This is a genomic window from Micromonospora sp. CP22 (assembly GCF_009712475.1).
Classification (GTDB): Bacteria; Actinomycetota; Actinomycetes; order Mycobacteriales; family Micromonosporaceae; genus Micromonospora.
On the sequence record NZ_VCJO01000007.1, the window covers coordinates 70,699 to 97,571 of the forward strand.

At 71.5% G+C, this 26,873-nt stretch carries 23 protein-coding genes; 10 read left to right on the forward strand and 13 right to left on the reverse strand.

Annotation, left to right across the window (positions count from 1 at the left end; genetic code table 11):
• Positions 1 to 18: 18 nt before the first annotated feature.
• From FF096_RS14405 to FF096_RS14425, 5 genes are all read left to right on the forward strand, one after another.
• The gene (locus FF096_RS14405; RefSeq protein ID WP_155218305.1) at positions 19 to 1,350 is read left to right on the forward strand and encodes a glycosyltransferase family 4 protein; all 1,332 of its coding nucleotides are present in this window, start codon (positions 19 to 21) and stop codon (positions 1,348 to 1,350) included.
• Positions 1,351 to 1,432: 82 nt separating this feature from the next.
• On the forward strand, positions 1,433 to 3,205 hold the full coding sequence (locus FF096_RS14410) for a protein kinase (RefSeq protein WP_375335339.1): 1,773 nt from the start codon (positions 1,433 to 1,435) through the stop codon (positions 3,203 to 3,205).
• Positions 3,206 to 3,238: 33 nt separating this feature from the next.
• Positions 3,239 to 3,817: a DUF1707 domain-containing protein gene (locus FF096_RS14415; RefSeq protein ID WP_155218309.1), complete on the forward strand. Its 579-nt coding sequence runs from the start codon at positions 3,239 to 3,241 to the stop codon at positions 3,815 to 3,817.
• Positions 3,818 to 4,039: 222 nt separating this feature from the next.
• Positions 4,040 to 4,849 carry a metal-dependent hydrolase gene (locus FF096_RS14420; protein WP_155218311.1) on the forward strand — a complete coding sequence of 270 codons (810 nt, stop codon included), beginning with the start codon at positions 4,040 to 4,042 and terminating at the stop codon, positions 4,847 to 4,849.
• Positions 4,846 to 5,763, forward strand: a complete 918-nt coding sequence (locus tag FF096_RS14425; RefSeq protein WP_309223301.1) for an amidohydrolase family protein — start codon at positions 4,846 to 4,848, stop codon at positions 5,761 to 5,763. Before FF096_RS14420 ends, FF096_RS14425 begins: the two co-directional genes overlap by 4 nt.
• 61 nt (positions 5,764 to 5,824) lie before the next feature.
• Here FF096_RS14425 and FF096_RS14430 read toward each other — a convergent pair whose 3' ends face one another.
• The 4 genes from FF096_RS14430 to FF096_RS14445 all read right to left on the reverse strand — a co-directional run bounded on the left by FF096_RS14430 (position 5,825) and on the right by FF096_RS14445 (position 10,807).
• Positions 5,825 to 6,418, reverse strand: a complete 594-nt coding sequence (locus tag FF096_RS14430; RefSeq protein ID WP_155218313.1) for an NTP transferase domain-containing protein — start codon at positions 6,416 to 6,418, stop codon at positions 5,825 to 5,827.
• Positions 6,419 to 6,594: 176 nt separating this feature from the next.
• On the reverse strand, positions 6,595 to 7,767 hold the full coding sequence (locus FF096_RS14435; RefSeq protein WP_309223302.1) for a saccharopine dehydrogenase NADP-binding domain-containing protein: 1,173 nt from the start codon (positions 7,765 to 7,767) through the stop codon (positions 6,595 to 6,597).
• Positions 7,764 to 8,846 (reverse strand): saccharopine dehydrogenase, encoded by a 1,083-nt coding sequence (locus FF096_RS14440; protein WP_309223303.1) that lies wholly within the window; start codon positions 8,844 to 8,846, stop codon positions 7,764 to 7,766. Before FF096_RS14440 ends, FF096_RS14435 begins: the two co-directional genes overlap by 4 nt.
• A 251-nt stretch (positions 8,847 to 9,097) precedes the next feature.
• A complete protein-coding gene (locus tag FF096_RS14445; protein WP_309223304.1) occupies positions 9,098 to 10,807 on the reverse strand; it encodes a bifunctional 3'-5' exonuclease/DNA polymerase in 1,710 nt (569 codons plus the stop codon).
• 186 nt (positions 10,808 to 10,993) lie between these two features.
• On the opposite strand from FF096_RS14445, the gene FF096_RS14450 reads away from it, so the two are divergent.
• The gene (locus FF096_RS14450) at positions 10,994 to 11,644 is read left to right on the forward strand and encodes a GyrI-like domain-containing protein (RefSeq protein ID WP_155218317.1); all 651 of its coding nucleotides are present in this window, start codon (positions 10,994 to 10,996) and stop codon (positions 11,642 to 11,644) included.
• 64 nt (positions 11,645 to 11,708) lie between these two features.
• The gene (locus FF096_RS14455) at positions 11,709 to 12,317 is read left to right on the forward strand and encodes a class I SAM-dependent methyltransferase (RefSeq protein ID WP_309223305.1); all 609 of its coding nucleotides are present in this window, start codon (positions 11,709 to 11,711) and stop codon (positions 12,315 to 12,317) included.
• A 41-nt stretch (positions 12,318 to 12,358) separates the two neighbouring features.
• Here the strand turns inward: FF096_RS14455 and FF096_RS14460 are convergent, their stop codons facing one another.
• The gene (locus tag FF096_RS14460) at positions 12,359 to 12,736 is read right to left on the reverse strand and encodes a nuclear transport factor 2 family protein (RefSeq protein ID WP_155218319.1); all 378 of its coding nucleotides are present in this window, start codon (positions 12,734 to 12,736) and stop codon (positions 12,359 to 12,361) included.
• A 61-nt stretch (positions 12,737 to 12,797) separates the two neighbouring features.
• Entirely contained in the window at positions 12,798 to 13,556 is a 759-nt protein-coding gene (locus FF096_RS14465; protein WP_309223306.1) for a TioE family transcriptional regulator, read from the reverse strand.
• 54 nt (positions 13,557 to 13,610) lie between these two features.
• Between FF096_RS14465 and FF096_RS14470 the strand changes: the two genes are divergently transcribed.
• The gene (locus FF096_RS14470) at positions 13,611 to 15,212 is read left to right on the forward strand and encodes a DUF6194 family protein (RefSeq protein WP_155218321.1); all 1,602 of its coding nucleotides are present in this window, start codon (positions 13,611 to 13,613) and stop codon (positions 15,210 to 15,212) included.
• A 73-nt stretch (positions 15,213 to 15,285) separates the two neighbouring features.
• Here the strand turns inward: FF096_RS14470 and FF096_RS14475 are convergent, their stop codons facing one another.
• From FF096_RS14475 to FF096_RS14495, 5 genes are read right to left on the reverse strand one after another with little or no spacing between them, the layout of a single operon-like run.
• Complete coding sequence (locus tag FF096_RS14475; RefSeq protein ID WP_155218609.1) at positions 15,286 to 16,248, reverse strand: carbohydrate ABC transporter permease; 963 nt, start codon at positions 16,246 to 16,248, stop codon at positions 15,286 to 15,288.
• Between the two features lie 13 nt (positions 16,249 to 16,261).
• Complete coding sequence (locus FF096_RS14480) at positions 16,262 to 17,203, reverse strand: carbohydrate ABC transporter permease (RefSeq protein WP_155218323.1); 942 nt, start codon at positions 17,201 to 17,203, stop codon at positions 16,262 to 16,264.
• 22 nt (positions 17,204 to 17,225) lie between these two features.
• Positions 17,226 to 18,629, reverse strand: a complete 1,404-nt coding sequence (gene ngcE, locus FF096_RS14485) for an N-acetylglucosamine/diacetylchitobiose ABC transporter substrate-binding protein (RefSeq protein ID WP_155218325.1) — start codon at positions 18,627 to 18,629, stop codon at positions 17,226 to 17,228.
• 27 nt (positions 18,630 to 18,656) lie between these two features.
• Positions 18,657 to 19,406 carry a sugar isomerase domain-containing protein gene (locus tag FF096_RS14490; RefSeq protein WP_155218327.1) on the reverse strand — a complete coding sequence of 250 codons (750 nt, stop codon included), beginning with the start codon at positions 19,404 to 19,406 and terminating at the stop codon, positions 18,657 to 18,659.
• Positions 19,403 to 20,365 carry a MurR/RpiR family transcriptional regulator gene (locus tag FF096_RS14495; RefSeq protein ID WP_155218329.1) on the reverse strand — a complete coding sequence of 321 codons (963 nt, stop codon included), beginning with the start codon at positions 20,363 to 20,365 and terminating at the stop codon, positions 19,403 to 19,405. Before FF096_RS14495 ends, FF096_RS14490 begins: the two co-directional genes overlap by 4 nt.
• Positions 20,366 to 20,609: 244 nt before the next feature.
• Between FF096_RS14495 and FF096_RS14500 the strand changes: the two genes are divergently transcribed.
• The gene (locus tag FF096_RS14500) at positions 20,610 to 22,064 is read left to right on the forward strand and encodes an acyltransferase (RefSeq protein WP_155218331.1); all 1,455 of its coding nucleotides are present in this window, start codon (positions 20,610 to 20,612) and stop codon (positions 22,062 to 22,064) included.
• A gap of 27 nt (positions 22,065 to 22,091) precedes the next feature.
• On the opposite strand, the gene murD is transcribed toward FF096_RS14500, so the two are convergent.
• Positions 22,092 to 23,441, reverse strand: a complete 1,350-nt coding sequence (gene murD / locus FF096_RS14505; protein ID WP_309223307.1) for a UDP-N-acetylmuramoyl-L-alanine--D-glutamate ligase — start codon at positions 23,439 to 23,441, stop codon at positions 22,092 to 22,094.
• Positions 23,442 to 23,524: 83 nt separating this feature from the next.
• Here murD and FF096_RS14510 point away from each other — a divergent pair, with 83 nt between their 5' ends.
• Positions 23,525 to 24,892 (forward strand): hypothetical protein, encoded by a 1,368-nt coding sequence (locus FF096_RS14510; RefSeq protein ID WP_309223308.1) that lies wholly within the window; start codon positions 23,525 to 23,527, stop codon positions 24,890 to 24,892.
• A gap of 63 nt (positions 24,893 to 24,955) precedes the next feature.
• Here the strand turns inward: FF096_RS14510 and FF096_RS14515 are convergent, their stop codons facing one another.
• Entirely contained in the window at positions 24,956 to 26,869 is a 1,914-nt protein-coding gene (locus FF096_RS14515) for a PucR family transcriptional regulator (protein WP_375335347.1), read from the reverse strand.
• Positions 26,870 to 26,873: the final 4 nt, after the last annotated feature.

A 26,873-nucleotide genomic window follows, 5' to 3' on the forward strand; every position in this document is an offset into this window, starting at 1 on the left:
AACTCAAAGGGGGCGCGTATGTCACCGAACGCCGTCGTCGTCGACATCAACCCCGCACGGTCGCAGCGGGTGTTGATGTTGTCCTGGGAGTACCCACCCGTCCTCGTCGGTGGTCTCGGCCGACACGTGCACGCGCTGTCGGTGGCGTTGGCCGCCGCCGGTCACCACGTCACCGTCGTCACCCGGCACGCCGACGGCGCACCGCTCGAGGAATACGTCGACGGCGTACGCGTCGTCCGCGCCGCCGAGGACCCGGTCACCTTCCCCCTGGCCACCGGTTCGCTGCTGGCCTGGACGATGGCGTTCAACCACACCCTCACCCGCGCCGCGCTGCACGCCGCCACCACCGGCGACTACGACGTCATCCACGCCCACGACTGGCTCGTCGCCCACACCGCCATCACCCTGCGCGACCACCTCGACCTGCCGCTGGTCACCACCATCCACGCCACCGAGGCCGGTCGGCACCAGGGCTGGCTGCCGGAGGAGATGAACCGCACCATCCACGGCGTCGAGCACTGGCTCAGCAACGCCTCGCACCGGGTCATCGCCTGCTCCGGCTACATGCGCGACCAGGTCACCACCCTCTTCGGCACACCGGAGCACCGCGTCGACGTGGTGCCCAACGGCGTCGACGACCGAGCCTGGCGGGCCCGGCCCCGCGCGGTCGCCTCGGCCCGCGCCCGCTTCGCCGGGGACGGCCCACTGGTCGGGTACGCCGGCCGTCTGGTCTACGAGAAGGGTGTCCAACACCTGGTCGACGCGGTGCCGACGTTGCGCGCACAGCATCCCGGGCTGCGGGTGCTGATCGCCGGAGACGGCCCCTTCCGGGGCGAGTTGGAGGACCGGACCCGTCAGCTCGGTCTCGCCGACACCGTGCGCTTCGCCGGTTTCCTCGACAACACCCAGTTGCCGGCGGTGCTCGGCGCGACCGACGCGACGGTGGTGCCGAGCCTCTACGAGCCCTTCGGCATGGTGGCGTTGGAGGCCGCAGCGGCCGGAGCACCCCTCGCCGTGGCCCGCACCGGCGGCCTGGCCGAGATCGTCGAGCCCGGCGTCACCGGCGTCACCTTCCCGCACAGCGACCCGTCGGCGCTGGCCGGAGCCGTCGGGCACCTCCTCGGTGACGAGGTCTTCGCCCGGCGGGTCGCCCGACAGGCGCGCAGCATGGTCGGTCGACGGTACGGCTGGGCCACCATCGCCGCCCGTACCGCCGACACCTACGCCACGGCGCGCCGCGACCACGCTGCGCCACCGTCCCGGCGCGCCGCCGCCGAGATGCCCGTGCGCCGACAGACGATAGACATCCCGGACGGCAACCTCCTCACCGTCGGCGGGGCTGCCTCCTAAGTGGACCCATGGCATAGGTGGCCCCCGATCCGCTGGCTAGGGTGTACGCCGGACGGCGGCGGATAGGGGGAGCATGCGAACGGTGATCGCCGGCCGGTACCGGCTGCTCGATCTGGTCGGGCGCGGCGGGATGGGCACGGTCTGGCGGGCCGAGGACGAGCTGCTGCACCGCCAGGTGGCGATCAAGCAGGTGGTGTTGCCCACCTGGCTCGGCGGTGACGAGCTGGACCAGCTGCGTGCCCGGACACTGCGGGAGGCGCGCACGGCGGCGCGCCTCAACCACCCCAACGTGGTCCGGGTCTACGACGTGGTCTCCGAGTCCGACGCGCCGTGGATCGTCATGGAGTACGTCCCGTCACGCACCCTCCAGGATCTCCTCGACACCGACGGGCCGCTACCTCCGCAGCAGGCCGCCCGGATCGGCCTGGCGCTGCTGGACGCGCTGCGGGCGGCGCACGACGCCGGGGTGCTGCACCGCGACGTCAAGCCGGCGAACGTCCTCGTCGCCGACGACGGTCGGGTGCTGCTGACCGACTTCGGGCTGGCCGTCTTCGACGACGCCGACCAGACGATGACCCGGCCCGGCACCATCCTGGGCTCGCCGCAGTACGTCGCGCCGGAACGGGTGGCCGAGGGGGTGTCCAGTGAACGGGCCGACCTCTGGTCGCTCGGTGCCACGCTGCACGCCGCCGTCGAGGGTCGCGCGCCGTACGCCCGCAGCACCGCCATGGCGACGCTGAGCGCGCTGGCGTCCGCGCCACCGGACCCGGCACCGCACGCCGGGCCGCTGGCGGCGGTGCTGGCCGGGCTGCTGCGCCGCGACCCCGCGCACCGCATCGACCACCTGGAGACCCGCCGTCGGCTGCTGATCGCGGTCGGGCCCGAGCCGACCGAGGTGCCCGAGCGGGCAGGTGAGGACACCGCTCCGCTCCCCCCGACCGGCTCGTCCGCCGGATCGGTCGGCAGCGAGGCGAGCGGCCACCCGGGCGACCACGAGCGGACCCGGCCGCCCAGCGGGACCGGCCCGCAGCGAGGTGACGGCCCGCCGTCCGGGACCGGCCCGGTGCGGAGCGACGGACCGCCGTCGCCCGCCGCCGCCCGGGAGGCGACACCGGAGGCCGAGCACCGTCGACGGGCCGGGGCCCGGCCGTGGGCGTTGGCGGCGGTCGCCGTCCTGGTCGCGATGGCCGCCGGGATCGGCACCGCGCTGACGGTGGTCGGCACCGGCCCGGACCAGCCCGGTTCGGAAGGGCAGAGCCCACCGGCGTACGACGTGGGCGGGCCGGGGCCCGGCGGCCCTCTCCCCCGCGACGGACGCCGTCCGCCCGGTCGGCACGTCCCCCCGCCGCTGCCCTGCGTACGCCCGTGGGTGGACGGCGAGGCGCTGCGCACCGCACCGCACCGGCCCGGCGACGAGTTCCGGCCACCCGCCGGATGGGTGTGGCACGCCGACACCGGGGGCTTCCGGGTGGCGTTGCCCGCCGACTGGCGGTACTTCCGGGACAACGACGTGGCGTGCTTCCAGGACCCGGCCACCGGTCGCGCGTTCACGGTCGCGGCCGGCACCGACGCCACCGCCGAGCCGACCGCGCGTCTGGCCGCCGTACGGGACCGGGAGCTGGCACGCGGCACCCTCCCCGGCTACCAGGAGTTCCGCCTCGGCCGAGTCGGTGACGCCACCGAGTGGGAGTTCGGGTGGCTGACACCGCACGGCGATCGGCTGCACGCCACCCGGATCGTGTCGGACCCGCCGGGCGGCTCCTGGACGTTGAGCTGGATCACCCACGAGGACGACTGGGCGGTCGCGGCGAGCGAGCTGGCGACGGTACGGCTCAGCTTCCGACCCGGCGGCTAGTGAGGTGTCGCGGGACGCCGTTAGGCTCCAGGCGTGGAACCGGACCGCTACGACGACGCTGACCAGCTGAGAGTCTCCGACCGGGAACGGGAGGAGGTCGTGGAGTTGCTCGGCAGGGCGACGGCCGAGGGCCGGCTGACCCTGGACGAGTACACCGAGCGGGCCGGTGTCGCCCACGCCGCACAGACCCGGGGCGAACTGGCCCGGGTGACCCGGGACCTGCCGGACGCGCCGGCCCGACCGGCAACCGGCGCGCTGGTGCCCGCGCCGGAGAAACTCCTGGCCATCTTCGGCAACGAGGTGCGCAAGGGTGCCTGGCCGGCACCGGAGCGCATCGAGGCGCGGGCGGTCTTCGGCGACTGCCGGATCGAGCTGCACGAGGCCCGGCTGCCGGGGCGGGTGACCCGGATCGACGCGAACGCGATCTTCGGCAACGTGACGATCGTGGTGGCGGAGGGCACGGATGTCCGGCTCACCGGCAGTGCGGTCTTCGGCAGCAAGCAGTCCAAGCTGAGCGGCCCCGTCGCGCGGGGAGCTCCGGTGGTCGAGGTGCACTGCCGCGCGATCTTCGGCGACGTGACCGTCCGCGCGCCCCGCAAGCGTCGGTGGTGACCCGACCCACCGACAGCCTCGGACGTCCAGGGCGTCCCATGGCCGACAGATCGTGCTGGCCGACCGTCACGCGCTGCCATACTCCCTGGTGATCGGCCCGGCCCGTCGGTCGACGCCGGTCACCGTCTGGAATGGACGCGGCAGGTGGTCCCCCTGCGGCGTCGCCGCGAACTACAGTGACGTAGTTTTGGCGCTCAAGATCCCTGGGGAGGGCGAGCCGAGATGATGGGACCGTCGCACGCGCTGTCCGGCGCGGCGGTATGGCTGAGTGGGTCTTGGGCGCTACAGCAGTTCTACGACTACGAGCAGTCGACGTTGGCGTTGGCCGTGGGCACCGCCGTCTGCGCCGGAGGGGCGCTGCTGCCCGACCTCGACCTGTCCGGCAAGGTCACCCGCAACAAGGGCGGCGCGACCGTGGCCCGCACCTTCGGCGTCTTCTCGCTGTTCGTCGCCGAGGTGGTGGAGAAGATCTCGCTCGGCGTGTACTACGCCACGAAGCTCAGCCGCGACCCGAAGCGCAACAACGGCCACCGGACGCTGACCCACACCATCCCGTTCACCGTGCTGGTGGGTTGGGGCACCACCTCGCTCTGCGCCCGCTACGGCAAGTGGGCGGTCATCGGCATCCTGTTCTTCATGATCGGGCTGGCCCTGCGTGGCCTGTTCGACGAGTGGGCCGAGCGGGCGGGCTGGCTCGTCGTCACCCTGGTCTCCGCCGGTGCCGCCGTGTTCACCGCCGCGAACCTGCCGGGCGACCGGGGCTATCCGATGATCGGGTTGGCGGTCGGCGTGGGCTGCTTCGTGCACATCCTCGGCGACATGATCACCCGAGCCGGCGTACCGATCCTCTGGCCGATCCCGATCAAACGCCGGATGTGGAAACCGATCAGCCTGCCCGACAAGATCGCCCTGCGGGCCGGCGGCAAGACCGAGGTCGTCGTGGTCCGCACCGCGTTGACCATCGTGTCGGTGCTGGCCGCGGTCGGGCTGGTCGCTCCCTCGGTGTTGCAGAAACTTAGTCTCGACCTGTGAGCGTCGAGGCCGTGCAGCCGGCGGTGGTGGCCGCCGACGCGGGTGTGCCACGGTTCTGGCAGCACCTCGGACTGCCCGGCCTCGCCGACGTCCACGTGCACTTCCTGCCGCCGAGGATGCGCCGTCGGGTGTGGGAGCACTTCGACTCCGCCGGCCCGCTGGTCGGGGTGGAGTGGCCGATCCGCTACCGGTGGAGCGACGAGGACCGCGTCGAGCACCTCCGGCGGCTGGGCGTTCGGGCGTTCAGCGCGCTGGCGTACGCCCACCTGCCCGGCATGGCCGAGCAGCTGAACCAGTGGACGCTGGACTTCGCGCGGCACACCCCCGGATGTCTGCCCTCGGCCACCTTCTTCCCGGAGCCGCAGGCAGCGCGCTACGTCGCCGCGGCGATCGATGCCGGCGCCCGGGTGTTCAAGGTGCACCTCCAGGTAGGCGGTTTCGCACCCACCGACCCGGCCCTGGAGCAGGTGTGGGGTCTGCTCACCGAGGCCGACGTACCGGTGGTCGTGCACGCCGGGCACGCGCCGGTGGGTGCCGCGCACACCGGGCCGGAGCCGTTCGCCGCGCTGCTCGCCCGGCACCCTCGGCTGCCCGCCATCGTCGCCCACATGGGCGCGCCGGACTACGCCGCCTTCCTGGATCTCGCCGAGCGCCACGAGCGGGTACGGCTGGACACCACCATGGTGTTCACCTCGTTCTTCGAGCACTTCGTGTCGTTCCCGAGCGAGGAGTTGCCCCGGCTGCGTGAGCTGGGGCTGGCCGGCAAGGTGCTGCTGGGCAGCGACTTCCCGAACATCCCCTACCCGTACGCCGACCAGTTGACCGGTCTGGCCCGCCTCGACCTGGGCGACGACTGGCTGCGGACGGTCTGCTGGCAGGCCGCCGCCGACCTGTTCGACCTGCCCGCACACTGACATGCGCCGCCCTGCCGGACCACCCGGCGGCAGGCTGCCCGCCCCCGGGCAGCCGCCGGGGTCAGACGCCGACGCGCTGTTCCGGGACGGAGAGGCCGTAGAGGGCCATCAGCTCGGGGGTGTCGACCCGGCTGCCGTCGGCCACCGCGTCGCAGGCGATGTCGACGATCTGGTCCTTGTGCGCCAGCAGGTAGGGCCGGGCACCCACGTCGGCGCTGGCCAGGGTGGCGATGCCCGGCCAGTGCCGACGACCGAACAGCATCGGATAGCCGCGCAGCCCGTTGTAGGTGGCGCAGACCAGCACGTCGGGGAAGGGCAGCGCGGCGACCCGCCGCACCGCCGCTGCGGTGAGCCCCGGCATGTCCACCGGCACCACCACCGCCGCCTCGACCCGGTCGTCGTCGATCCCGGCGAGCCCGGCCCGGATGGACGAGCCGACGCCGGTGCCCCAGGCGCGGTTGACCACGACGGTGGCGCGACTCAGGTCAGCGGTCTCGCGGACCTGGTCGGCCGCGGCACCCAGGACGACCACGATCTGCCCGCAGCCCGCCTCCGTCAGCGTGTCGATCATCTGGTCGACCAGTGGCTTGCCACCCTGGTGCAGCAGGGCCTCCGGCCCGCCGATTCGACGGCCACCCCCCGCAGCGATGATCATTCCTGCGATCCGGTTCAGAGCTGCGCTCCCTCCAGCGTGGGAGCGGTCGGGGTGACTCCCGACCCTCCCGTCCTACGCACACCGTTTGCAACGACGGCGGTCGGAGGAGAGTGGCGGGGCAAATGGTCTAAATTGGGTATCTATCAGGCTATCGCCCGGCGACACCCCCCGTCACGTCACTCGACGGGCTCCTGCGTCGACACCCGCGACTCGCAGGTGATGCCGTGCCGGGCGAGGAAGTCCAGCCACCGTCGTACCGCCTCCCCGTCGGCGGCGGCCTGGTGCAGACCGGGCCCGATCCGCCCGGCCAACAGGTCCGCGACGCCAGCGGCCAACGTCACCGAGACCGTCCGGGGTGTCGCGTTCTCCCGACCGTCGCCCTGGATGTCCAGCCTGTACTCGCCGGACCAGCTGCCCCCGTCGGCGGTCGTCACCTCCAGCAGCACGTACATCACCACCCGGTCGTGATCGTCGCCGGTGGTCGGATACCGCTCGGCGAGTTCACCGGCCAGCCGGTCGATCTGCGCGTCGCTGCCGGTCTCCAGCGCGGCGAAGACCGTCTCCCAGGCGTCGCTCCACCCGTCGAGCCGGATCGTGCCCCGGATGAAGGTGTCCACCTTCCACGACGCCGGGAACCGGTACGTCGGGATGAACGGCACGCTGTCCCGGTTCGGGTACACCTCGAACCGCTCCCCGTCCAGGACCACCTCCCGGAGGTCACGGTAGGGCTGGGCGGCGGTCCGCTCCCGACCCTGCTCGACGTAACGCGCCGGGGCACGCAGCGCGGTCAGCACCCCGCGCGGGGCCCAGCTGAACCGGTACCGGAAGTCGTTGGGCACCGCCGGGAAACTGCCGCAGTACGAGGCGAAGCGAACGCTGACCGCACCGGCGTCGGCGGTCGCCCGTTCCGCCAGCTCCACCAGGTGATGGGCCAGCAGGTGATCGATGCCCGGGTCCAGCCCCGCCTCCGTCAACACGATCAGCCCGGCCCGCTCCGCCTCCCGGGCCAGCTCGGCCACCTCCGGCGTGACATAGCTCGAACTCGCGAAATGCGCCGCGCGATCCACGCAGACCCGCAGGACCGCCGGGTGTTCGGTGGCCGGGAGCATCGAGACCACCAGGTCACCCGCACCGACCTCGGCCGCGAGCGCGTCCGGGGTGTACGCCCGGGTGTCGGCGCGCCCGGCCAGGTCCAGCCGTTCGAGGCAGGCCACCGCCTTCGCCTCCGTACGCCCCCAGACCGTCGTCCGCTCCGCCAGGTCGCAGACGATCCGCAGACCGCTTCCGGTCGACAGCCCGGTGCCGAGCCAGTGCACCCGCCCCGTCGGCGGAATCGAGGTAGCCGTCACGATGTCCTCCCAAGTCCCTCGTGCAGCGCCGTCGAGGCCGCCACGAAACGGTCGTACGCGCGCTGCCAGACCGGTGACCCCTCGGCGAGCGCCAGCAGGTGTGGCAGCAGGTCGGCGGAGAACGCCGTGCTCGCCTCGCGCGGCAGCATCGACGGCAGATTGTCGATGGCGATCAGGTCCAGCGGCGACGCCGTGCCGCTGAACCGCCGTACCGGCTGCGCCCAGTCGGTGGGTCGGTCGTAGATCGGCAGCAGGTTGCACTCGGACGTCACGTCGCAGGTGACGTCGCTGATGACGGCCAGCCGACGAGACGGGTCGTCGAGGTCCTCGGGGCGTACGAACGGCGGTGCCGGCACCTGCGTGAGCACGGTGTTGACCAGGATGTCGTGGTCGAGCAGCGCAGCCCGATCGAGCTGACGGGTCTGCGCGATGTCCCAGGCGGTCACCGCCATCCCCGCCACCGACAGCGCCGCCACCGCGCCCTGACCACTACGGCCCAGGGCACCGATCACCAACGCCCGTACCGGGTCGCCGGCGCCCTTGCCCAGGGCCAGGTCCAGGTCGGCCCGGGAGGTCGCCCGCAACGGCGGCGTCAGGTCACCCCGCACGTGCAGGGCCGCCAACGCGGCACCGACGTACCCGGCCCAGTACCCGAAGGCCGCCACCCGCCGACCGGTGTCGTCGGTGAGGTACTCCAGGTCGAGCAGCGCCCCGCCGCCCTCGACGAAACGACGCAGCAGCGCCTCGCCACCCTGCTGTCCCTTGTAGGCGTGACCGAAGAAGACGTGCCGGTGACGCAGCGCCGAGGGCAGCGGGCCGGGCGCCTTCAACCCGACCACGATCTCGTCGGTCGGAGCCTCACCCCAGCTGTCCGCCGGTGCGATCCGCGCGCCCGCCGCCGCGTACTCGGCCGTCGGGAAGATCCGCTGCGGCGACTCCTCGACGGTGAGGGTGACGCCCGCGTCGACCAGCCGCCGCGCGTCGTCGGGTGTGATCACGGCACGCAGTTCCTGCGGACTGGCCTCGTTGCGCAACCGCAGCGCCAAGCCTCCCGGTGAGCCCTCGACCGACCGGAGCACGCGGCGGGGGCCCGCCTCCGCCGACCGCCTGGTCCCGGGGACCGCGCGGCGATGTTCAGCAGGGTTCATCTGGCGTTGCTCCTTCTGGTCGGCACACCGGGTGCGAGCCGTCATCCGCCGGACACCCGCTCGCACCCGCGCGGCGGGTGACAGGTGCGCGATCTCCCCACAGAGCCGCTACCCGGTCGCCGATGCGTGCTCACAAAATAGCCGGTGCCGGTGCGGCGGACAGTCCCGCACGAGTGGCCGGCTCAGGCCGCGTCGGCATAACACTCCACGATGGACAGATCCAGCGGGAACCGGACCGGGGTGTCCCCGAACAGCAGCGCGGTGGCTCGCCGACCGGCCCGGTCCACCGTCTCGGCGACCCACTCGGCCCGCTCCGCCCGACAGTGCACGATCACCTCGTCGTGCTGGAAGAAGACCAGTTCCGCCCCGGTGCCGGCCAACTCGCCACGAAGCACCGCGAGCAGCGTGGACGCCCACTCGGCCGCGCTGGCCTGGATGACGAAGTTGCGGGTGAACCGGCCCCGGGAACGCGCCGCCCGGGCCCGGAGCGACTGACCGTCACCGGCCGCGTCCGGGGCCACCGGGCCCTCCTCGTCGGCACCGAAACCCGCCGTACCCGGCGGGCAGGTCCGCCCGAGCCAGGACCGCACCAACCCACCCGTCTCGCCGGTACGCGCGGCGGCCTCGACATACCCGAAGGCCGTCGGATAGTTGCGCCGCAGCACCGCCAGGGCGGGCACCGCCGACCCGCCGGTCTGCCCGTACATCGCGCCGAGCAGCGCCAGCTTCGCCCGGCCCCGGTCACCGCCGAACGCGTCCCGGGCCAGCGCCGCGTAAAGGTCACCGGTCGCCCCGGCGGCGGCGAGCCGGGAGTCACCGGAGACGGCCGCCAGCACCCGAGGCTCCAACTGCCCGGCGTCCGCCACCACGAACCGCCACCCCGGGTCGGCCACCGCCGCCCGACGGATCACCTTCGGGATCTGCAACGCGCCGCCACCCCGGGTGGCCCACCGCCCCGACACCACACCGCCCGGGACGTACTCCGGCCGGAACCGTCCGTCGCGCACCCAGGCGTCCCGCCACGCCCGGCCGTGCGCCGTCCAGATCCGATACAGCTCCTTGTACTCCAGGACCAGTGGCACCGCCGGATGGTCGACACCGCGCAGCACCCAGGCCCGCGTGTTCGGCAACTCGATCCCGGCCCGCGCGAACGCCCTCAGCAGTTCGGCCGGGCTGTCCGCGTGCACCTGCCGGACCCCGAACGCCTCGGCGATCCGCCCGGCCAACTCCGCCAGCCGACGGGGCGGCCCGCCCACCGGAGACGGCTCACCGAGCAGGTCGGCGAGGACCGCGTCGTGCACGTCGGCCCGCCAGGGCAGCCCGGCCGCACCCATCTCGGCAGCGATCAGCGCACCCGCCGACTCGGCCGCCACCAGCAGCCGGAACCGCCCCGGGTCGGCGGTCGCCGCGATACGGTCGAGCTGGTCGGCGTACACCCGGGTCAGCGCGGTGATGCCGGGGCCCGGCGGACCGGGCACGGCGTCGAAGAGCGCGACCTGACCGGTGCCGGGCGGAACGGCAGCCCGGGGTGGCGGATCCGGCGGCACCGGCGCACCGGTCAGCCGCGCCCACGCCGCCGCCAGCGCGCGGGGCTCACCCCACCGGCCGGCGTAGCCGAGCAGCAGCGCCTCGGTCAGCTCCACGTCGTGACACCGCCGCACCTCGACCCCGGCGCGCAACAGCGCCGGATAGAGCGACGCGCCGGACGCCCAGACCCAGCGCGGCTGGTCGGCGCGCTCCCGAGCCGCCACCGCAGCCGGCAGGTCGGCGACCACCTCGGGCCCGCCCAGCGGCGCGCCCGCCGGGTCGAGAGGTTGCAGCACTCCCCCGCCCTGCTCGTCGGACACCACCGCCACCAGCACGAACGCGATTCTGCCCGCGCCGTGCGACACACCGGCGTCGGCCCTTGCTGTCGTACCCGGGTGGCAGGCTCCGGGGCGTGGCGACTTTCGTTCTGATCCACGACGGCGGTGGCCGCGCCTGGGGCTGGCATCGGCTGGCCCCGGAGCTGACCGACCCGCACGGGGTCGGCTTCGGCGGTGCCCCACTCGAATGACCAGCCCGGATTCAGGTACCCGATGACAGACAAGACCGACTTCAAGAAGACCGTCGACGCCTACCAGGCACCACGGGGACGGTTCCGGATCGTCGACGTGCCCGACATGCGATACCTCATGATCGACGGTCACGGCGATCCCAACACCTCACCCGCCTTCACCGCGGCGGTCGAGGCGCTCTATCCGGTGGCGTACAAGCTCAAGTTCGCCAGCAAGCGCGACCTCGGGCGCGACTACGTCGTCCCGCCCCTGGAGGGCCTGTGGTGGGCCGACGACATGGCTGCCTTCACCACCTCGCGGGACAAGTCGCTGTGGAGTTGGACCCTGCTGCTCATGGTCCCCGACTGGATCGACCGGGCCATGGTCGACACCGCGGTCGAGCAGGCCGGTGCGAAGAACCGGCCAGCGCGCCTTGATGACATCCGGCTGGAGACCCTGTCCGAAGGACGGTGTGTGCAGACGCTGCACGTCGGCTCCTTCGACGACGAGGCAGCCGTGCTGGCCCACCTGCACGACGAGTTCATCCCGAACCACGGGTTGCGGATGACCGGGAAACACCACGAGATCTATCTGAGTGACTTCCGCCGGGTGGCCCCCGAGAAACGGCGCACCATCCTCAGACAGCCGGTCGTCGCCGACGCCCGGGTGCCCGACGCCGAGACTGCCGAATAGACGCCCCCCTCGTCGGCTGACCGACCGTCGCTGAAGTGTCGGGTCCCGGATCTACAGTGTCGCGGTGCGCAGCCAACTGGTCCGTGATGCCTACTCGTCCGTGTTCGCGCGGTACATCGCGCTCTCCGATGGTGGTTGGCAGGACCACCAGGACGACACGTCCCTCGTCCGGACCCATCTCGCCGGGTTGGACGGCAGGGTGCTCGACCTCGGCTGCGGCCCCGGCCACTGGAGCGGCTACCTGCATTCCCTCGGCGTCGACGTGACCGGCGTCGATCTGGTTCCCGAGTTCATCGACCACGCCCGGGCGAACGTCCCCGGGCCGGTCTTCCAACTCGGCTCGATGACCGAGCTCGACGTTCCCGATCACACGGTGGCGGGCATCCTCTCCTGGTACTCGACGATTCATCTTCCACCGCAGGAACTGGACGACGTGCTCACCGAGTTCCGCCGGATGCTGAAACCGTCCGGGCGGCTGGTGATCGGCTTCTTCGACAGCGACGACGAGGTGGCCGCGTTCGACCACAAGGTGCTCACCGCGTACCGCTGGCCGGTCGACGTGTTCTCCGCCCACCTGACCCGGGCCGGCTTCACCGAGCTTCAGCGCCTGCGCCACCAGTTCCCGGACACCCCGGACCGCAGGTACGCGGCCGTCGCGGCACGCGTCACCTGAACCCTGAACCCCACCGCACAGCGCCCGTGGCCGGGCTCCGATCAACTGCTCGGCTGCTGCCCCGGCCAGAAGGGCCACTCCTCGAACGAACGGCACCGTCCGTCGGCGGCGAAGCACATCACCCAGAGATCGCGGAACTCCTGGTCGACCGGGTCGCCGTAGCGGACCTCCTGGCGCGACACCGCGGTGTCCCCGTCGACCGCGACGATCTCCGTGGTCATCTGGAAGACCTCGTCGGGGCCGTCCCGATGCTCTTCCCACATCCGGGCGATGGCCGGCAGACCGACGACCGGCGTCCAGTACGGCCCCTGCTGGTAGCTCGCGTCCTCGGTGAAGAGTTCTGCCAGCGCCTGCGTGCCCGGCGTCCGCCAGGCCCGCTCGTAGCCGGCGATCCAGTCGGCGACCTGCGTCCTGTCCATGGGCACCACCTTGCCATCGGCGCGGCGTTCGATGGGGACGTCGCAGGCCCGCGTGGCGCGGTCAGGGGACGTTGCCCGTGGCGGGCTCGTCGGACCCGACGTCGGCGGCGTCGATGTACTCGGCGAGCCGGGCGGCACCGGTGAGCATGGCTCGGCCACGGGTGGTGAGTTGTTCCCGCCACTGGCGCAGCGACGCGACGAGCGGTTCGGTGCCACCGGCTTCGCGCAACCGACTCAGCACCCCGGCGATGTGGTCGAGCCGGTATCCGCCACGGCGCAGCAGGTGCGCGAGTTCGGCGTCGCGGACGTCGTCCGGTGAGTAGCGGCGGTAGCCGGTCGCCGGCTCCCGCGCCGGCTGCAGGATGCCAGCCCGTTCCCACTTGCGCAGGGTCGCCGGTCGTACGCCGAGGCGGTGGGCCAGCACGCTGATCGGCACGGCTCGCCGGCTCTGCGGTTGCCGCTGCGAGCCGGTGAGGACGGCGACCGCCGCCTCGACCGCGTCCAGGGTTTCTCGGTCGCGCTGGAGCAGGACGTGGCTGTCGTCGATCGTGCGCAGGGCGGCGTCGATGTCGCCCCGGTTGACGGCACGCATGATCTCGCCGCTGGCCGGGTAGCCGTGGCCCGCGATCAGTGCCAGGTAGGCGCTCAGCGCTCTGGCGTGCACCTCGGTGAACAGACGGTAGCCGGTGGGGGTGCGCTGGGCCGCCGGCAGGACGCCGTCGCGCTCGTAGTTGCGCACGGCCTGCGCGGAGAGGCCGTGCCGGCGCGCGAGGTCGACTGGTCGGCGTACCCCCGGGTTGGAGGGTTTGGTGGCTTTCACCGCGCTCCGTTGCTCGAAAGTCTCAACCGGAGGTTCAACGATACGGTTAATGGAATGATCTCCCTTCTCGACCTGTTTGCCGTACCACCGGCGCTGCTCGCGCTCGGCGAGCCGACGCACGGCGAGTCCGCCTTCCTCCAGATCCGCAACGAGACCTTCATGTCGCTGGCCGAGCAGGGCTACCGGTCGATCGCGCTGGAGAGCGACCGGGCGGCGGCGCTGATCGCCAACGAGTTCGTCCAGGGCGACACCGCCGTCACCCTCGACCGGGCGCTCGCCGAGGGGTTCAGCCACGGGCTCGGTGCCGCCCCGGCCAACCGTGACCTGCTGCTGCGGATGCGCGAATGGAACGCGGGGCGACCGGCCGCCGAGCGCCTGACGTTCCACGGCTTCGACGCCCCGCTGGAGATCGAGGGTGCGCCCAGCCCTCGGCGCTACCTCAGGTGGGTCTGCGACTTCCTCGGCCTCGATCGATCAGCGGAGATCGACGGTCTGGTCGGGGACGAGGCCCGGTGGAGCGACACGGCAGCGATCTGGGAGCCCGGTAGGTCGATCGGTCGCTCGACCGACGCCCAGCGCCTCCGGGTGATCGCCGACGACCTGCTGACCGAGTTGTACCTGAACGCACCCCGACTGGCCGAGGGCTGGCCGACAGCGTTCGTGCACGCCATGTCCGCTGTCGCGGTGCTGCGCTACCACGCAGCGGCCGCCGCGCCGCTGCGGCAGGAAGAACGCTTCGCCCGCCTGGCCGGGGTCCGGGACGCGCTGATGGCCGAGAACCTGCTCGCGATCCGCTCGGCCGAGGCACACCGCGGACCCACGCTGGTCTTCGCGCACAACACTCACCTCCAGCGTCAATCGAGCACGATGACGATGGCCGGAACGGACGTCTCGTGGGCCGGTGCGGGCGCCATCGTCGCGTCGTTGCTCACCGACAGGTACGCGGTGGTCGTCGGCAGCCTCGGCGCATCCCCCGCGCTGGGCATCGAGGCCCCCGCCCGGTCGACCTACGAGGGCAGACTCCAGCAGGACACCACACTTCCGCGGTACGTCCGGGCAGCCGAGATAGCAGCGGCCGAGCGGAGAACGCACGACTACCGTTACTTCCCACTGGATCAGGCCACCATCGACCACGCCGACGCGGTGCTGCACATCCCGACCGGCGTCGATGCGGCAGTACTCGCCGACCGGATTCTCGCGCTGCCCGGCGTCGAGCAGGTCGTGGCGAGCGAGGAGAACGGGTCACCCGAGGGTGCCTGGGGCGACCGGTTCTTCTACGTCGGCCCCGACCGCCGCCAGCCGTTCGCCACCATCGTCGAGCACGACGTGCCCGGTTTCGACGACGCCTCCCAGCTCGACCGTCCCGGCGTCTTCCGCCTCAACCTGGACCTGGGCCGAACCGAGTTCGAGAACCTGTTCGGCTTCCCACCGAAGGCTTTCGAGGACCACCGGCACGAGTTCGACTTCGCCCGACTGGACACCTTCGTACCGCACCCGGGCTACGCGGTGTACGGCTTCGGCAGCATCGTCATGCCCGGCCCGCACATGCTGCCCGAGATCGATCGGCTCCTCACCATCGCCCACGCCCGAGCAGTGGACCGCCACGAACGCGCCGCGCGTCGGACCGCCGACCAGCAGAACCAAGACGTGCTCTGAGCCCGCCGAGCGTGGTCACGGCGGCCCGGTGGCGTCCGAGAAGCCACCGGCCGCCGCTGCGGGCGTACCGGGGCTACTTTCCCACCCCGGCGGTGAGGCCGGACTGCACCTGCCGCTGGAAGACGATGTAGACGATGAGCACCGGCAGCATCGCCATGGTCACCCCGGCGAACAGCCCCGACCAGTCGGAGCGGTAGCCCTGGTTGACCGACAGCTCGATCAGGCCCTGGGAGATGACCTGGTTCTTCGGTTCACCGGCCACCGACTGCATGAGCAGGGTCGGCAGGTACCACTGGTTCCACTGGCCGAGGACGTTGAAGATGCCGATGCTGATCAGGCCGGGTCTCGCCATCGGCAACATCACGCTGAAGAACAACCGGCTGTGCGACGCGCCGTCGACCATGCCCGCCTCGGCGATCGCGTTGGGCAGGGTACGGAAGAACGAGTGCATGAAGAAGACGGTGAACGACAGCGACCAGGCCACGTAGACCAGGATCAGCATGAAGTGGCTGTTCGGGCCGAGGAACGGCAGTACCACGCCGGTGTTGTAGACGCCCTTGAACAGCGGCACCGCAGCCAGGTAGATCGGCAGGGTCAGCCCGGACAGGAACATGTAGTAGATCAGCCGGTTGCCCCGGAACTCGTAGCGGGCGAGCACGTAGGCGGCCATCGAGCCGAGCAGCATGGTGAGGAAGACGCTGCCGGTCAGCACCAGGACGGTGTTGAGGAAGAACGACCCGATCTGCCCCTCGGTCCAGGCTCGGGCGAAGTTGTCCCACTGCAACCGCTCGGGGATCAGCGACAGCGGCTTGCGGATGACCTCGGCGTCGGTCTTGAGCGCCGACATCACCACCCACAGCAACGGGTAGACCACCATGATCGCCCAGACGGCGAGGAACAGGTGGGAGAAGCCGTTGAAGAACCGTGCCCCGGCGCGGCCTCCGCCGAGGGCGGCGCGCGATGCCGGCGTACGGGTCGGTGGTGGAGTCTGGTCGGGGCCGGCCAGGCCACCCGGGGTGTGGGTCACCGTGCTCATCGTCCAGGTCTCCTCAGTACTCGATCCGCTCACGACGGGTGATCCTCAGCTGGAGAGCGGCCAGCAGGATCGTGAAGATCGCCAACGCCACACCCATCGCGCAGGCGTAGCCGAACTGGCCCTTCTGGAAGGCGGTGAAGTTCAGCACCGACGCGAAGATCTCACTGGCGTGGTTCGGGCCACCCTGGCTCGGCGTCATGACGAACACCAGGGCGTACATGTCCAGGGCGATGAAGCCCAGGTAGACCCAGGCCACCGAGACGGTGTCCCGCAGCAGCGGCAGGGTGATCCGGAAGAACGTGTGGAAGCGGCCGGCTCCGTCCAGGATGGCCGCCTCGTAGACGTCCTTCGGGATGGACTGCATGGCCGCGGAGAAGAGCACCATGTAGAAGCCCGCACCGCTCCAGACCGCGATCAGCAGCAGCCACCACAGCACCGCCGGTACGCCGAGGAAGGGCTCCGGGTCGTGCATGAAGGTGATCGGGTCGTCCTCGCCGACCAGCCCGATCTTCATCAGGATGCCGTTGATCAGGCCCTGGCCGTCGGCGCGGTAGATCTGTTGCCACATCACCGCGATGACGACCAGGGACAGCACCTGCGGGAAGAAGAAGATCACCTTGTAGAGACCGGAGCCGAACACGCCCCGGATACCGGCCTTGTCCTCGCGTCCGCCCACGTTGAGCAGGAACGCGAGGAACAGGGCCAGCGCGATGGTGAACAGCGGCACGGTGATCAGGAAGAAGACGTTGTGCCAGAACGCCTTCCTGATCAGCTCGTCGGAGAAGAGCCGGAGGTAGTTGTCCAGCCCGACGAACTGCTGCTTGTCGGAGTAGCCTCCCCAGTCGGTCAGCGAGTACCCGGCCGCCTGGAGGAAGGGCCACACCACGTAGAAGAGGTACAGCCCGACCGGCAGGGCCAGGAAACCCGTGACGAAACGTGCAACACCGTGCCGCATGGGACTCACTCTTTCGTTCGGATCAGGCGTCGCGGGTCTGCTTGGTGATCGACGAGTCCTTGGCGACCTTGTCGGCGGCGGCCTGCATCTTGTCGACGAACTGCGCGGCGGTCAACCGGCCGGCCATCAACTCGGCGGACAGGTTCTGGCTCTCCTTGTCCAGGTCGGCGTAGAAGTTCCAGAGCTTGATCGAGATCAGGTCCGAGCCCGCGTTCTTCATCAGCTCGTTGGCGCTGGCGAGGGCGGCGTCCTGGACGTTGTCGCCGGAGCCCTTGGTGGAGGCCAGCGACTTGGTCAGCTCGGCGAACTTCGCCGACCCGGCCTTGGAGAGCACCGCGCGCAGGAACTCCTTGGCGGCGGCCTTGTTCGGCGCCTTGGCCGGGACCACGATGCCCTCGCCGGCACCGGCGTAGACGTCGTTGGGCGCCTTGTCGGTGGCGCCCAGGCCCCAGTAGTCGGAGATCTTCATCTCGAAGCCCGGCGGGATGGTCGCCGCCATCTCGTTCTTCAGCCAGGTGCCCACCTGGATGAAGGCGGCCTTGCCGTCGAGCCAGGCCTGCTGCGACTGGGTGTGGTCGAGCTTGCCGGGCAGCAGCAGCTTGTCCTTGACCAGCTTCTCCCACGCCTCCAGCGCCGGCAGGATGCCCTCGGCACGCCAGGCGTTCTCCTTGAGGTTGTCGATGTCGATGACGGCCTGCTTGCCGGCGGACTTCCAGACCGTCGCCATCAGGGCCCAGCGCGGGTAGTAGCCGTGCACGGCGTCGTACACGTAGGGGGCCATGCCCTTGGCCTTGATCTTCGGGGCGAGGGCGAAGAAGTCGTCGAAGGTCTTCGGCGGCGTCCAGCCCTCCTTGCTGAACAGGGCGTCGTTGTACCAGTTGCCCCAGACCGTGTAGGCCACGTTGACCACGAAGAACTTGCCCTGGTAGGTGCCGTCGCCGACGGTGCCGGGCAACAGGCTGTCGGCGACGGTGCCCTCGCCGTCCCAGGCGGGGGCGGCGAGCAGGTCGTCCAGCGGCTCGATGGCGCCCTCGTTGACCAGGGTGCTGATGTCCATCATGTCGGCGCCGGAGTTCATGACGACGTCGCTGGGCTGCGTCGCCATCTTGGGCTGCTCTTCGGTCTTGATCTTCTGGGTGGAGCTCATGTTGACGGTGACGTTCGGGTACTTGGCGTTGAAGATCGCCTGGTCCTCCTTGGCCCAGGCGTCACCCAGCCCACCGTTGAAGATGACCACCTTCACGGAGCTGCCGTCCTGCACGCCGAAGGGGTTGTCGTCGCTCTTCTCCCCGGCGTTGTCGTTGTTCTGGCTCGGCGTGCTGCCGGCGCAGGCGCTGAGCAGACCGGCAGCCGGGGTCACCAGGAGGCCCGCGGCCGCCGCGCGGCGCAGCAGGGTCCGGCGGTCGAGATCGGGGGTAACGGACATCGTGTGACTCTCCTTGTGATGTCGGGGTCAGGCGGTTCGCCGGAGACGTCCGGCGTACCGCGACTCGAGGGCGAGGTTGTGCTCGTCCCCACCGGGGACGTTGGCGGAGAGGTAGACAGGGGGTACCTCTCCGGCCAGGTGGAACCGTCGGACGACCTCCGCGGTCAGCAGCTGCGCCAACAGCGCCGAGGTGACCGAGGAGACCGCACAGACCGCGCCGCCGCCCTCGAGCGGCAGCAGTGCGTCGCCGTACGGCGCGCCGTTGTCCAGCACGACGTCGGCGAGATCGACGAGCCGCCGACCGGAGGGGTGCCGGGGCGCCACCCGTCCGGTGTGCTCGACCGAGGTGACCGCGATCAACGGGTGACCGCGCTCGATGGCCAGCAGGGCCAGTTCGACCACCGATCCGTTGATCCCGGACTGGGACGCCACCACGAAGACGTCCTGCGGCTGGGGAGCGGCGATCGCGTAGAGCTGATGCGCGACGGCCGGGTCGCGTTCCAGCTTGGGGTCGGCGAGCACCTGACGCGATGCCCCGCCGTGCAACACCAGGTCGGATAGGGAGATCCGGTTGGTGGGCACCAGCCCACCGGCGCGGGCGACCAACTCGGCGGCGAAGACCTCCGAGTGCCCGGCACCGAACGCCTGGAGCACCCCGCCGTCACGCAGGCTGGCGGCGATCAGGTCGGCGGCCCGCCCCAGCGGTTCGGTTCCCCGCTCGACCAGTCGGTCGAGCAGTGGCCGGACCGCGTCCGCGTACCCCTGGGCGCTGATCATGCGTTGGCCTCCCGCGCGGCCTTGTGCCCGTCGACGGCCTGGGCGGTACGCCGGAAGGCCGCGTGGGCGCGGTCGTGGGTGCGTTGGGCGACGGCGATGTAGAGCAGGTCGAGGACGACCAGCTGGGGGTGCCGGGCGGACAGCGCGTCCGGCCGGAAGGTGGTGGCCTGGCTGGCGGTGAGCAGCACGATGTCGGCCAGTTCGGCCAACGGGGAGCGGCGGAACCCGGTCAGCGCGATGGTGGTGGCGCCCCGGCTACCGCCCTCGGCGAGCATCTCGATGGCCTCGCGGGTCTGCCCGCTGTGCGAGATGCCCAAGGCCACGTCGCCGGGGTGCAGCAGCGCGGCGGCGGCCAGTCCTGAGTGCACGTCGTTCCAGGCCCACGCGGCCACGCCGATGCGATGCAGGCTGAACTGCATCTCCTCGCCGACCAGCGCGCTTCCGCTGGCACCGAAGATGTTCACCCGTTCGGCCCCGGCGATCGCCACCGCGGCCCGCTCCACCTCGGCCAGGTCGAGCAGCGCGGCGGTGTCGTGCATGGCCCGGGTGTCGGCCGCGATGATCTGCTCCAGGACTCGTTCCAGCGGATCGTTGGGCTGGATCTCGCGTCCGATGTCGACCGTCCAACCGGCCGATCGGGCCCGGCCGGTCTCGGCGGCGATGCCCAGTCGCAGGTCGGCGTAGCCGTCGAAGCCCATCGCCCGGCAGAACCGGGTGACCGTGGCCGGCGAGGTGCCGCTGCGCTCGGCCAGTTCCACGATGGTGGCACGGGCCGCCGCCTCCGGATCGCTGAGCACATGCTCGGCGACCCGGCGCAGCGCGCCGGTCAGTTCGGCGGCACCGGTGCGGACCCGGGCCAGTGTCCCGTCGGAGGCGACGCCGAGGGCACCTCGCCGGTCGATCCCGTCGGCGTCGGTCGCCGCGGCGACCGCGGCGATGTCCGACTGGTGATCAACCATGAGATGCCTTTCCGAAAAGACTGTTAACTGTTAGTGGTAAAAGTTCTTACTAAAGCCCCCTCGATGTCAAGACCGTGGGCGAAGTTTTCAAACTGTTACCTGGCACACAACCCCACCCCGCCCCGTCAGACCCGGGTTGATCAAGAAGTTTTCGTCGTAGTTGATCTCCCTGACGACGAAAACTTCTTGATCAACCATCCGTGCCTCGGTCCGACCCGCTGCGGTCCTGGCCTACGCTCGGAGGATGCGCCGCCTGGCCCGCCTCGCCGCCCGGACGCCGCCGGATCGGGAGCGCTACCTCGACCTACTCCGGGCGCTGGCCATCATCCTGGTGGTCCTCGGGCACTGGGCGATAGCGGCAGTCGAGTACGACGACAACGGCCGACCCGACGGGCACTCGGCACTGACCACCATCCCCTGGGCCTACCCGCTGACCTGGGCGGTCCAGGTCATGCCCGTCTTCTTCCTGGTCGGCGGGTACGCCAACGCCGCCTCGCTGGCCGCCCACCGACGCCGGGGCGGTGACGCGATCGGATGGCTGCTCGGCCGCAGCGCTCGCCTGCTGCGCCCGACCAGTGCCCTGGTGCTGGTGCTCGCCGGAGGCGCGCTGGTCGCCCGGCTGGCCGGCGCGCAGCCGGACGAGGTCCGCCCGATCGTCTGGTTCGCCACCATCCCGCTGTGGTTCCTCGCCGCCTACCTCGCCGTCCTGCCGCTGACCCCGGTCATGTACGCGCTGCACCGCCGCCTCGGGCTGCTGGTGCCACTGGCGTTGACCCTGCTGGTCGCCGCCGGAGACCTGGGCCGCGCGCTCGGGCCCGCCGGGTTGGCCCTGCCCAACTACCTGCTGGGTTGGCTCGCCGTCCACCAGGTCGGCTTCGCCTGGTACGACGCCCACCGGGGCCACTGCCACCCGGCCGGCCGACCCGCCACCGAGGTGTCGCGCACCGACGACGGCCACGCAGCCGTCGACGGCGATCCAGCACCGAACGACACCGGCCCGGCAACCGGCGTACGCACCCGGTGCCTGCCGATGTCCCGTCGTGCCGCGAGCCTCATGCTCCTCGGCGGTCTCGCCGTGGCGGCGCTGCTCACCGGCCCCGGCCCGTACCCGGTGAGCATGATCAATCTCCCTGGTCAGCGGCTGGCGAACGCCGCCCCGCCCAGCGTGGCCCTGCTCGCGGTCGCCACCGCCCAGCTCGGGCTCATCCTGCTGCTGCGGGAACCGGCACACCGGTGGCTACGCCGCTCCCGCCCCTGGCAGCTGGTGATCGGCGTCAACTCGGTCGTGCTGACGGTCTTCCTGTGGCACCTGAGCGCGGCCGTACTGCTGGTCGGCGCGTTGCACGGGCTCGGTCTGCTCCCCACCCCACAGGCCGGTACGGCCGCCTGGCTGGCCTGGCGCCTGCCCTGGGTGCTGATGTTGGCGGTGGTGCTGGCCGTGCTGGTCGCCATCTTCGGTCCGATCGAGGCGTCCACCAGCCGTCCCCGGCACCTCAGGTCACCGACCGGACGGGCGGGTGTTCGCGCCGTGCTCACCGTCGCCGGGTTCGCCGCCGTCGGGTACGCCCTGGTGGTCAACGCCACGACGGCCAAGACCGCACCCGAGCCGCTCGGCTGGCCGGTGCCCGCGCTGGTGGCGTACCTGGCCGGGGCGGGCACGCTACGCCTGCTCAGAGCCGGGTGGGGCAGCCGAGGGTGACCCCTCCGTGACCGTCGGGGCGGGTGGTCAGGCGGGGACGGTGCTGCGGATCGCCTCGGCGAAGACCTCGGAGCGGTGTTCGAAGTTGCGGAAGCGGCCGTAGCTGGGGGCGGCCGGGGAAAGGAGGACCACGCCACCGGCGGGAGTGACCTGGCGGGCCAACCGGACGGCGTCGACCAGATCGTCGACCAGATCGGTGCGTACCTTCGGCAGCCCGTCGAGCGTTTCGATGATCCGCGCACCACTGTCCGGGATGCCGATCACGTTGAGTTCCCGCTCGGCCAGGTGCTCCCGCATGGGCGTGTAGTCGACGCCCCGGTCGTTGCCGCCGACGATCACGGTCAACGGTCGCCCCTCGTACGCGTCGATGGCGTGAATGGCCGCGTACGGGCTGGTCGCCAGGGTGTCGTCGACGAAGGTCAGGCCGGACGGGTCGGTGATCTCGGTCAGCCGGTGGGCCAGTCCCTGGAACCCGGCGACCGCCACGGCCAGAGCGTCCTTGCGCTCGACCAGGTCGATGCCCAACGCGTTGAGCACCGCCAGGGCCACGCAGAGGTTGCCCTCGTTGTGTCGACCGACCAGCGGCAGCACCGCCCGGGGGAAGAGCGGCTGGTCGACCAGGTGGAACCAGGGCGTACCGTCCGCACCGGCGGCCACGTGCACCGACTCGGGGGTGCCGGCGCGCACCGCCGCGCGGTCACCCAGCTCGAACGCCAACCGTGGGTCCGTGCCGTTGACCACCACCGTGCGTGGCCCGTTCGCCAGCAGGTTGAGCTTGTCCCGGTAGTACTCCCGTTCGCCGCCGTGCGCGTCGAGGTGCTCGGGGAACAGGGCGGTGACCACCGCCACCCGAGGCGAGTCGGTCAGGTCGCTGCACTGGTAGCTGGACAGCTCCAGCACGTACAGCTCGGCATCCGGCAGGTCCAGCGTCGGTACGCCGATGTTGCCGCCGAAGACGTTCGGCCGGTCCACCGCGGTCAGCAGGTGGCTGATCAGGCTGGACGTGGTGCTCTTGCCCTTGCTGCCGGTCACCCCGATGGTGCGTTCGCCGTGGTCGGCCATCCAGAGCGAGGTGCCCTGGGTGACCGTCACGCCCCGGCCGCGCAGCTCGATCAGCCAGGGATGCGTCTGCGGCACACCGGGCGAGCGGACCACCACGTCGGCGGCGGCCAGCCGGGCGAAGCCTTCGTCGCCGGTGACCAGCGGGGCGGCCTCGGCCAGTGGCCCGTCCCAGGGCAGGGAGAGGAAGTTCGCGCTGTCGTCGACGGCGACGAGGTCGGCCGGGCCGTGAGCGGCGATGGCGGTCACCGCGGCCCGACCCTCCCGGCCGGCCCCCCAGACGGCGACTTTACGTCCGCGCAGGTCAGACAGGCGCACAGGCACTCCTCGGATACGACGGCGACAGGTCACGGTCCAGCCGAGCCGGGCACGGCCGGACGAACCAGGGCCTAGTATGGCGTGTGCTCAACACGCAGCTGGCGCGGATGGACGCCTTCACCTTCTCGTCCTACTCGATCGACCTGTCCACCGGCGAGGCGCTGTTCGACTACGCCCTGACCGGGCCCGACGGCGAGCAGCGGTTCACCGAGGTGGTCACGTTCCCGGTGCCGGAGGAGTCCCCGTCGGACGCCGCCGTGGCGGCGCTGGGCCGGGTGTTGGAGCTGCTGCACGTGGTGGCCGGGGTCAGTTACTACAAGACGGCCGCGCCGGGTCAGCTGCTCCTGCCGGCACCGCTCGGCCCGGCCGCCGTCGAGTTCGTCACGGCCGTCTACACCAAGGGCCTCGCCGAGTACGCGTACCGCAACCGGCTGCCGTATGTGCTGGAGCTGGCCCCGCGCGTGCCCGAGGGACGGGTGAAGCCGGCCGCCGAGTACGACAACTCCGACCGACGCCCGCTGTCGGCGGTGGGGGGCGGCAAGGACTCGATCGTCAGTCTGGAGGCGCTGCGCCGGGCCGGTCTGGATCCGGTGCCCTTCTCGGTCAACCCGAACCACGTGATCAACGCGGTGAACGCGGCCTCCGGGCTCACTCCGCTGGCGGCCCGGCGGCGTATCGACCCGGTGCTGTTCGAGCTGAACGCGGCCGGCGCGCGCAACGGGCACATCCCGGTCACCGCGATCAACTCGCTGATCGCGGTCGCCACCGCCGTCCTGCACGGCCTGGGTCCGGTGGTGATGTCCAACGAACGCTCCGCCTCGGACCCGAACCTGATCTGGAACGGTCACGAGATCAACCACCAGTGGTCCAAGGGGGTGGCTGCCGAGGGGCTGCTGCGGGCGGCCCTTGCCGAGCACGCCGGGCTGGTCGAGCCGTACTTCTCGCTGCTGCGCCCGCTGTCGGAGCTGCACATCGCCCGACTGTTCGCCACCATCGACCGCTACGACGACGTGGTCACCAGCTGCAACGCCGCGTTCAAGCTCCGCGACGCCAGCGAGCGGTGGTGCCGCGACTGCCCCAAGTGCCGGTTCGTCTTCCTGGCGATGGCCCCGTTCATGCCCCGCGAGCGGATCAGCCGGATCTTCGGCGGCGACCTGCTCGCCGACGCGACGCAGATTCCGGGCTACCGCGAGTTGCTCGGCATCGACGGGCACAAGCCGTTCGAGTGCGTCGGCGAGGTGGAGGAGTCGGTGGTCGCGTTGAGCCTGCTCGCCCAGCAGCCGGAGTGGCGCGGCACCCCGGTGGTGACCGCCCTGGTCGCCGCCGTACCCGAGCAGGCGTGGTCGACCGCCGCAGCCTCCGACACCTTCACCCCCGCCGCCGCCAACCACCACATCCCCCCCGCCTACCAGAAGACCCTCCAAACCCTCACCCACCCCCAAGCGGGTTGATCAAGAAGTTTTGGTCATTTTCGATCTCCCTGATGACCAAAACTTCTTGATCAACACGGCGGGTCAGGAGGTGCGGATGGCGTCTAGGGCTAGGAGGGCTACGTGGAGGGAGAGGCAGGCGTCGACCGAGTCGAGGTCGACGTTCAGGATCCGGCCGATGCGGGCCAACCGCTCGTAGAACGCCGGGCGGGACAGGTGCGCGGCGGATGCCGCGGCGGACTTGTTCCGGCCCTGCTCCAGGTAGGCCCGTAGGGTGCCGAGCAGTTGCTCCCGGGGGTGCTGCGCGTCGTACGTCAGCAGCGCCCCGAGTTGCCGCTCGACGAAGGTCTGCACCCGGGGCTCATCGCGCAACAGGTGCAGCAGTCCGGCCAGGCCGACGTGCGGCAGCCGGAAGATCGGCAGGTCACGCCGGTCCCGGCGGGCCGCGTCGGCGACCTGACGCGCCTCGATCAGCGACCGGCGGGCCTCCCGCAGACCGCCCACCCCGGATCCGGCGGCGATCAGCAGCCCGGGGCCGGGACGCCGACCCGGCGCGTCCTCGGTACGCCCCGACACCTCAGCGCGTCCGGCCAGTTCCGGGCGGGCGCGGCGCAGCGCGGCGGCGAAGGCGGACAACGCCCGTTCCTCGGTCGCGGCGTCGGGCAGGGCGAGCAGCACACCCACCGTCTGGTCGTCCAGGGCGCTGGTGAGCCCGGTCAGCCCGGCCTCGCGCAGCGCCTGTCCGACGGCCTCGGCGAGGTCGCGCAGCCAGGTGGGCCCGGCGTCCGGTACGTGGTCGGCCGCGTCGCCCGGATGCCCCGGCTCCCCTCCGGCCGCGTCCACCCGGTGGCGGACCACCAGCCCGACGAGATGACGGCGCTCCAGCGCCACCCCGAGCGCCCGCGCCCGCAGGGCCACCTCGTCCACCGGCCAGGAGTGGTCGAGCAGGGCGGTGAGCAGGGTCCGGTGGAGTTGGCGTTCCAACCCCTCGGCGTCCCGACGGATCAGCCGACCGAGGGCCAGCGTGGACGCCGCCCGCTCCACCAGGATGGTCAGCCTGGTCGGCGGTGCCGAGGGCGAGCCGCCACGCCCGGCCGGGGTCGACACGTCCCGCCGGGTGGCCGGCACCGGGGCGGGCCGCCCGCTGTCCGGCACCGGCGGGGGCCCACCGGCCAGGTGACCGCCGGGCGGCCAGCGCAACAGCAGCCGACCCCAGTCCTGTCCCCGCGCACCCACCATGGTGACCAGCCACCCTCGGTCCGCGTCGTACGCCGTACGCCCGTCGGCCCGGATTCGCCGTGAGTGCTGCTCCCAGCCGTCGAGCAGCAACTCGGCGTTCTCCCCCACCGGGTCGTAGGCGAGCACCTGGCGGGACAGGTTCTCCAACACCACCGGGCAGCCGGACAGCTCGGCCGCCTGCCGGACCACCTCGCCGGGTTCGGCTCCCTCCACCGACAGCTCGGTGAACCGCTGGTGGATCTCCTCGGTGGCCCGCAGCTCGGTGAGCTGGGCGTCCACGATCAGGGCGTGCACCGCCTCGGTGACCCGCACGAACGGGGTGGCCCGGCGCAGCTCCACCAACGGCAGGCCGTGGCGTTCGGCGGCGGCCACCATCACCCGGGGTACGCCGTCGAGATAGCGCCGACCCAACTCGACCACCAGCCCGGAGACGCCGACGCCGGCCAGGTCCCCGATGAAGGCCCGCAGCCCGGCGTCGTCGCCGGGCAGCCCGATACCGGTGGTGAGCACCAACTCGCCGCCGCCGAGCAGGGTGGCGATGTCCGGCACCTCGGCGACGTGCACCCACCGCACCCGACGGTCCAGCCCGACCTCCCCGGCGACCAGGCGCGGCGCGCCGTGGCGGACCGGGTCCAGGGCGAGGACCTCACGCACGGTAGGGAACACTCGCGACACGCTACCGCCCGTGACCACGGATGCCTGCCGGTGCCTCGGCGCGGGTGTGCGGCGGCTCGCTCGTAGCGGTGGCGGGCACAGCAGGGCA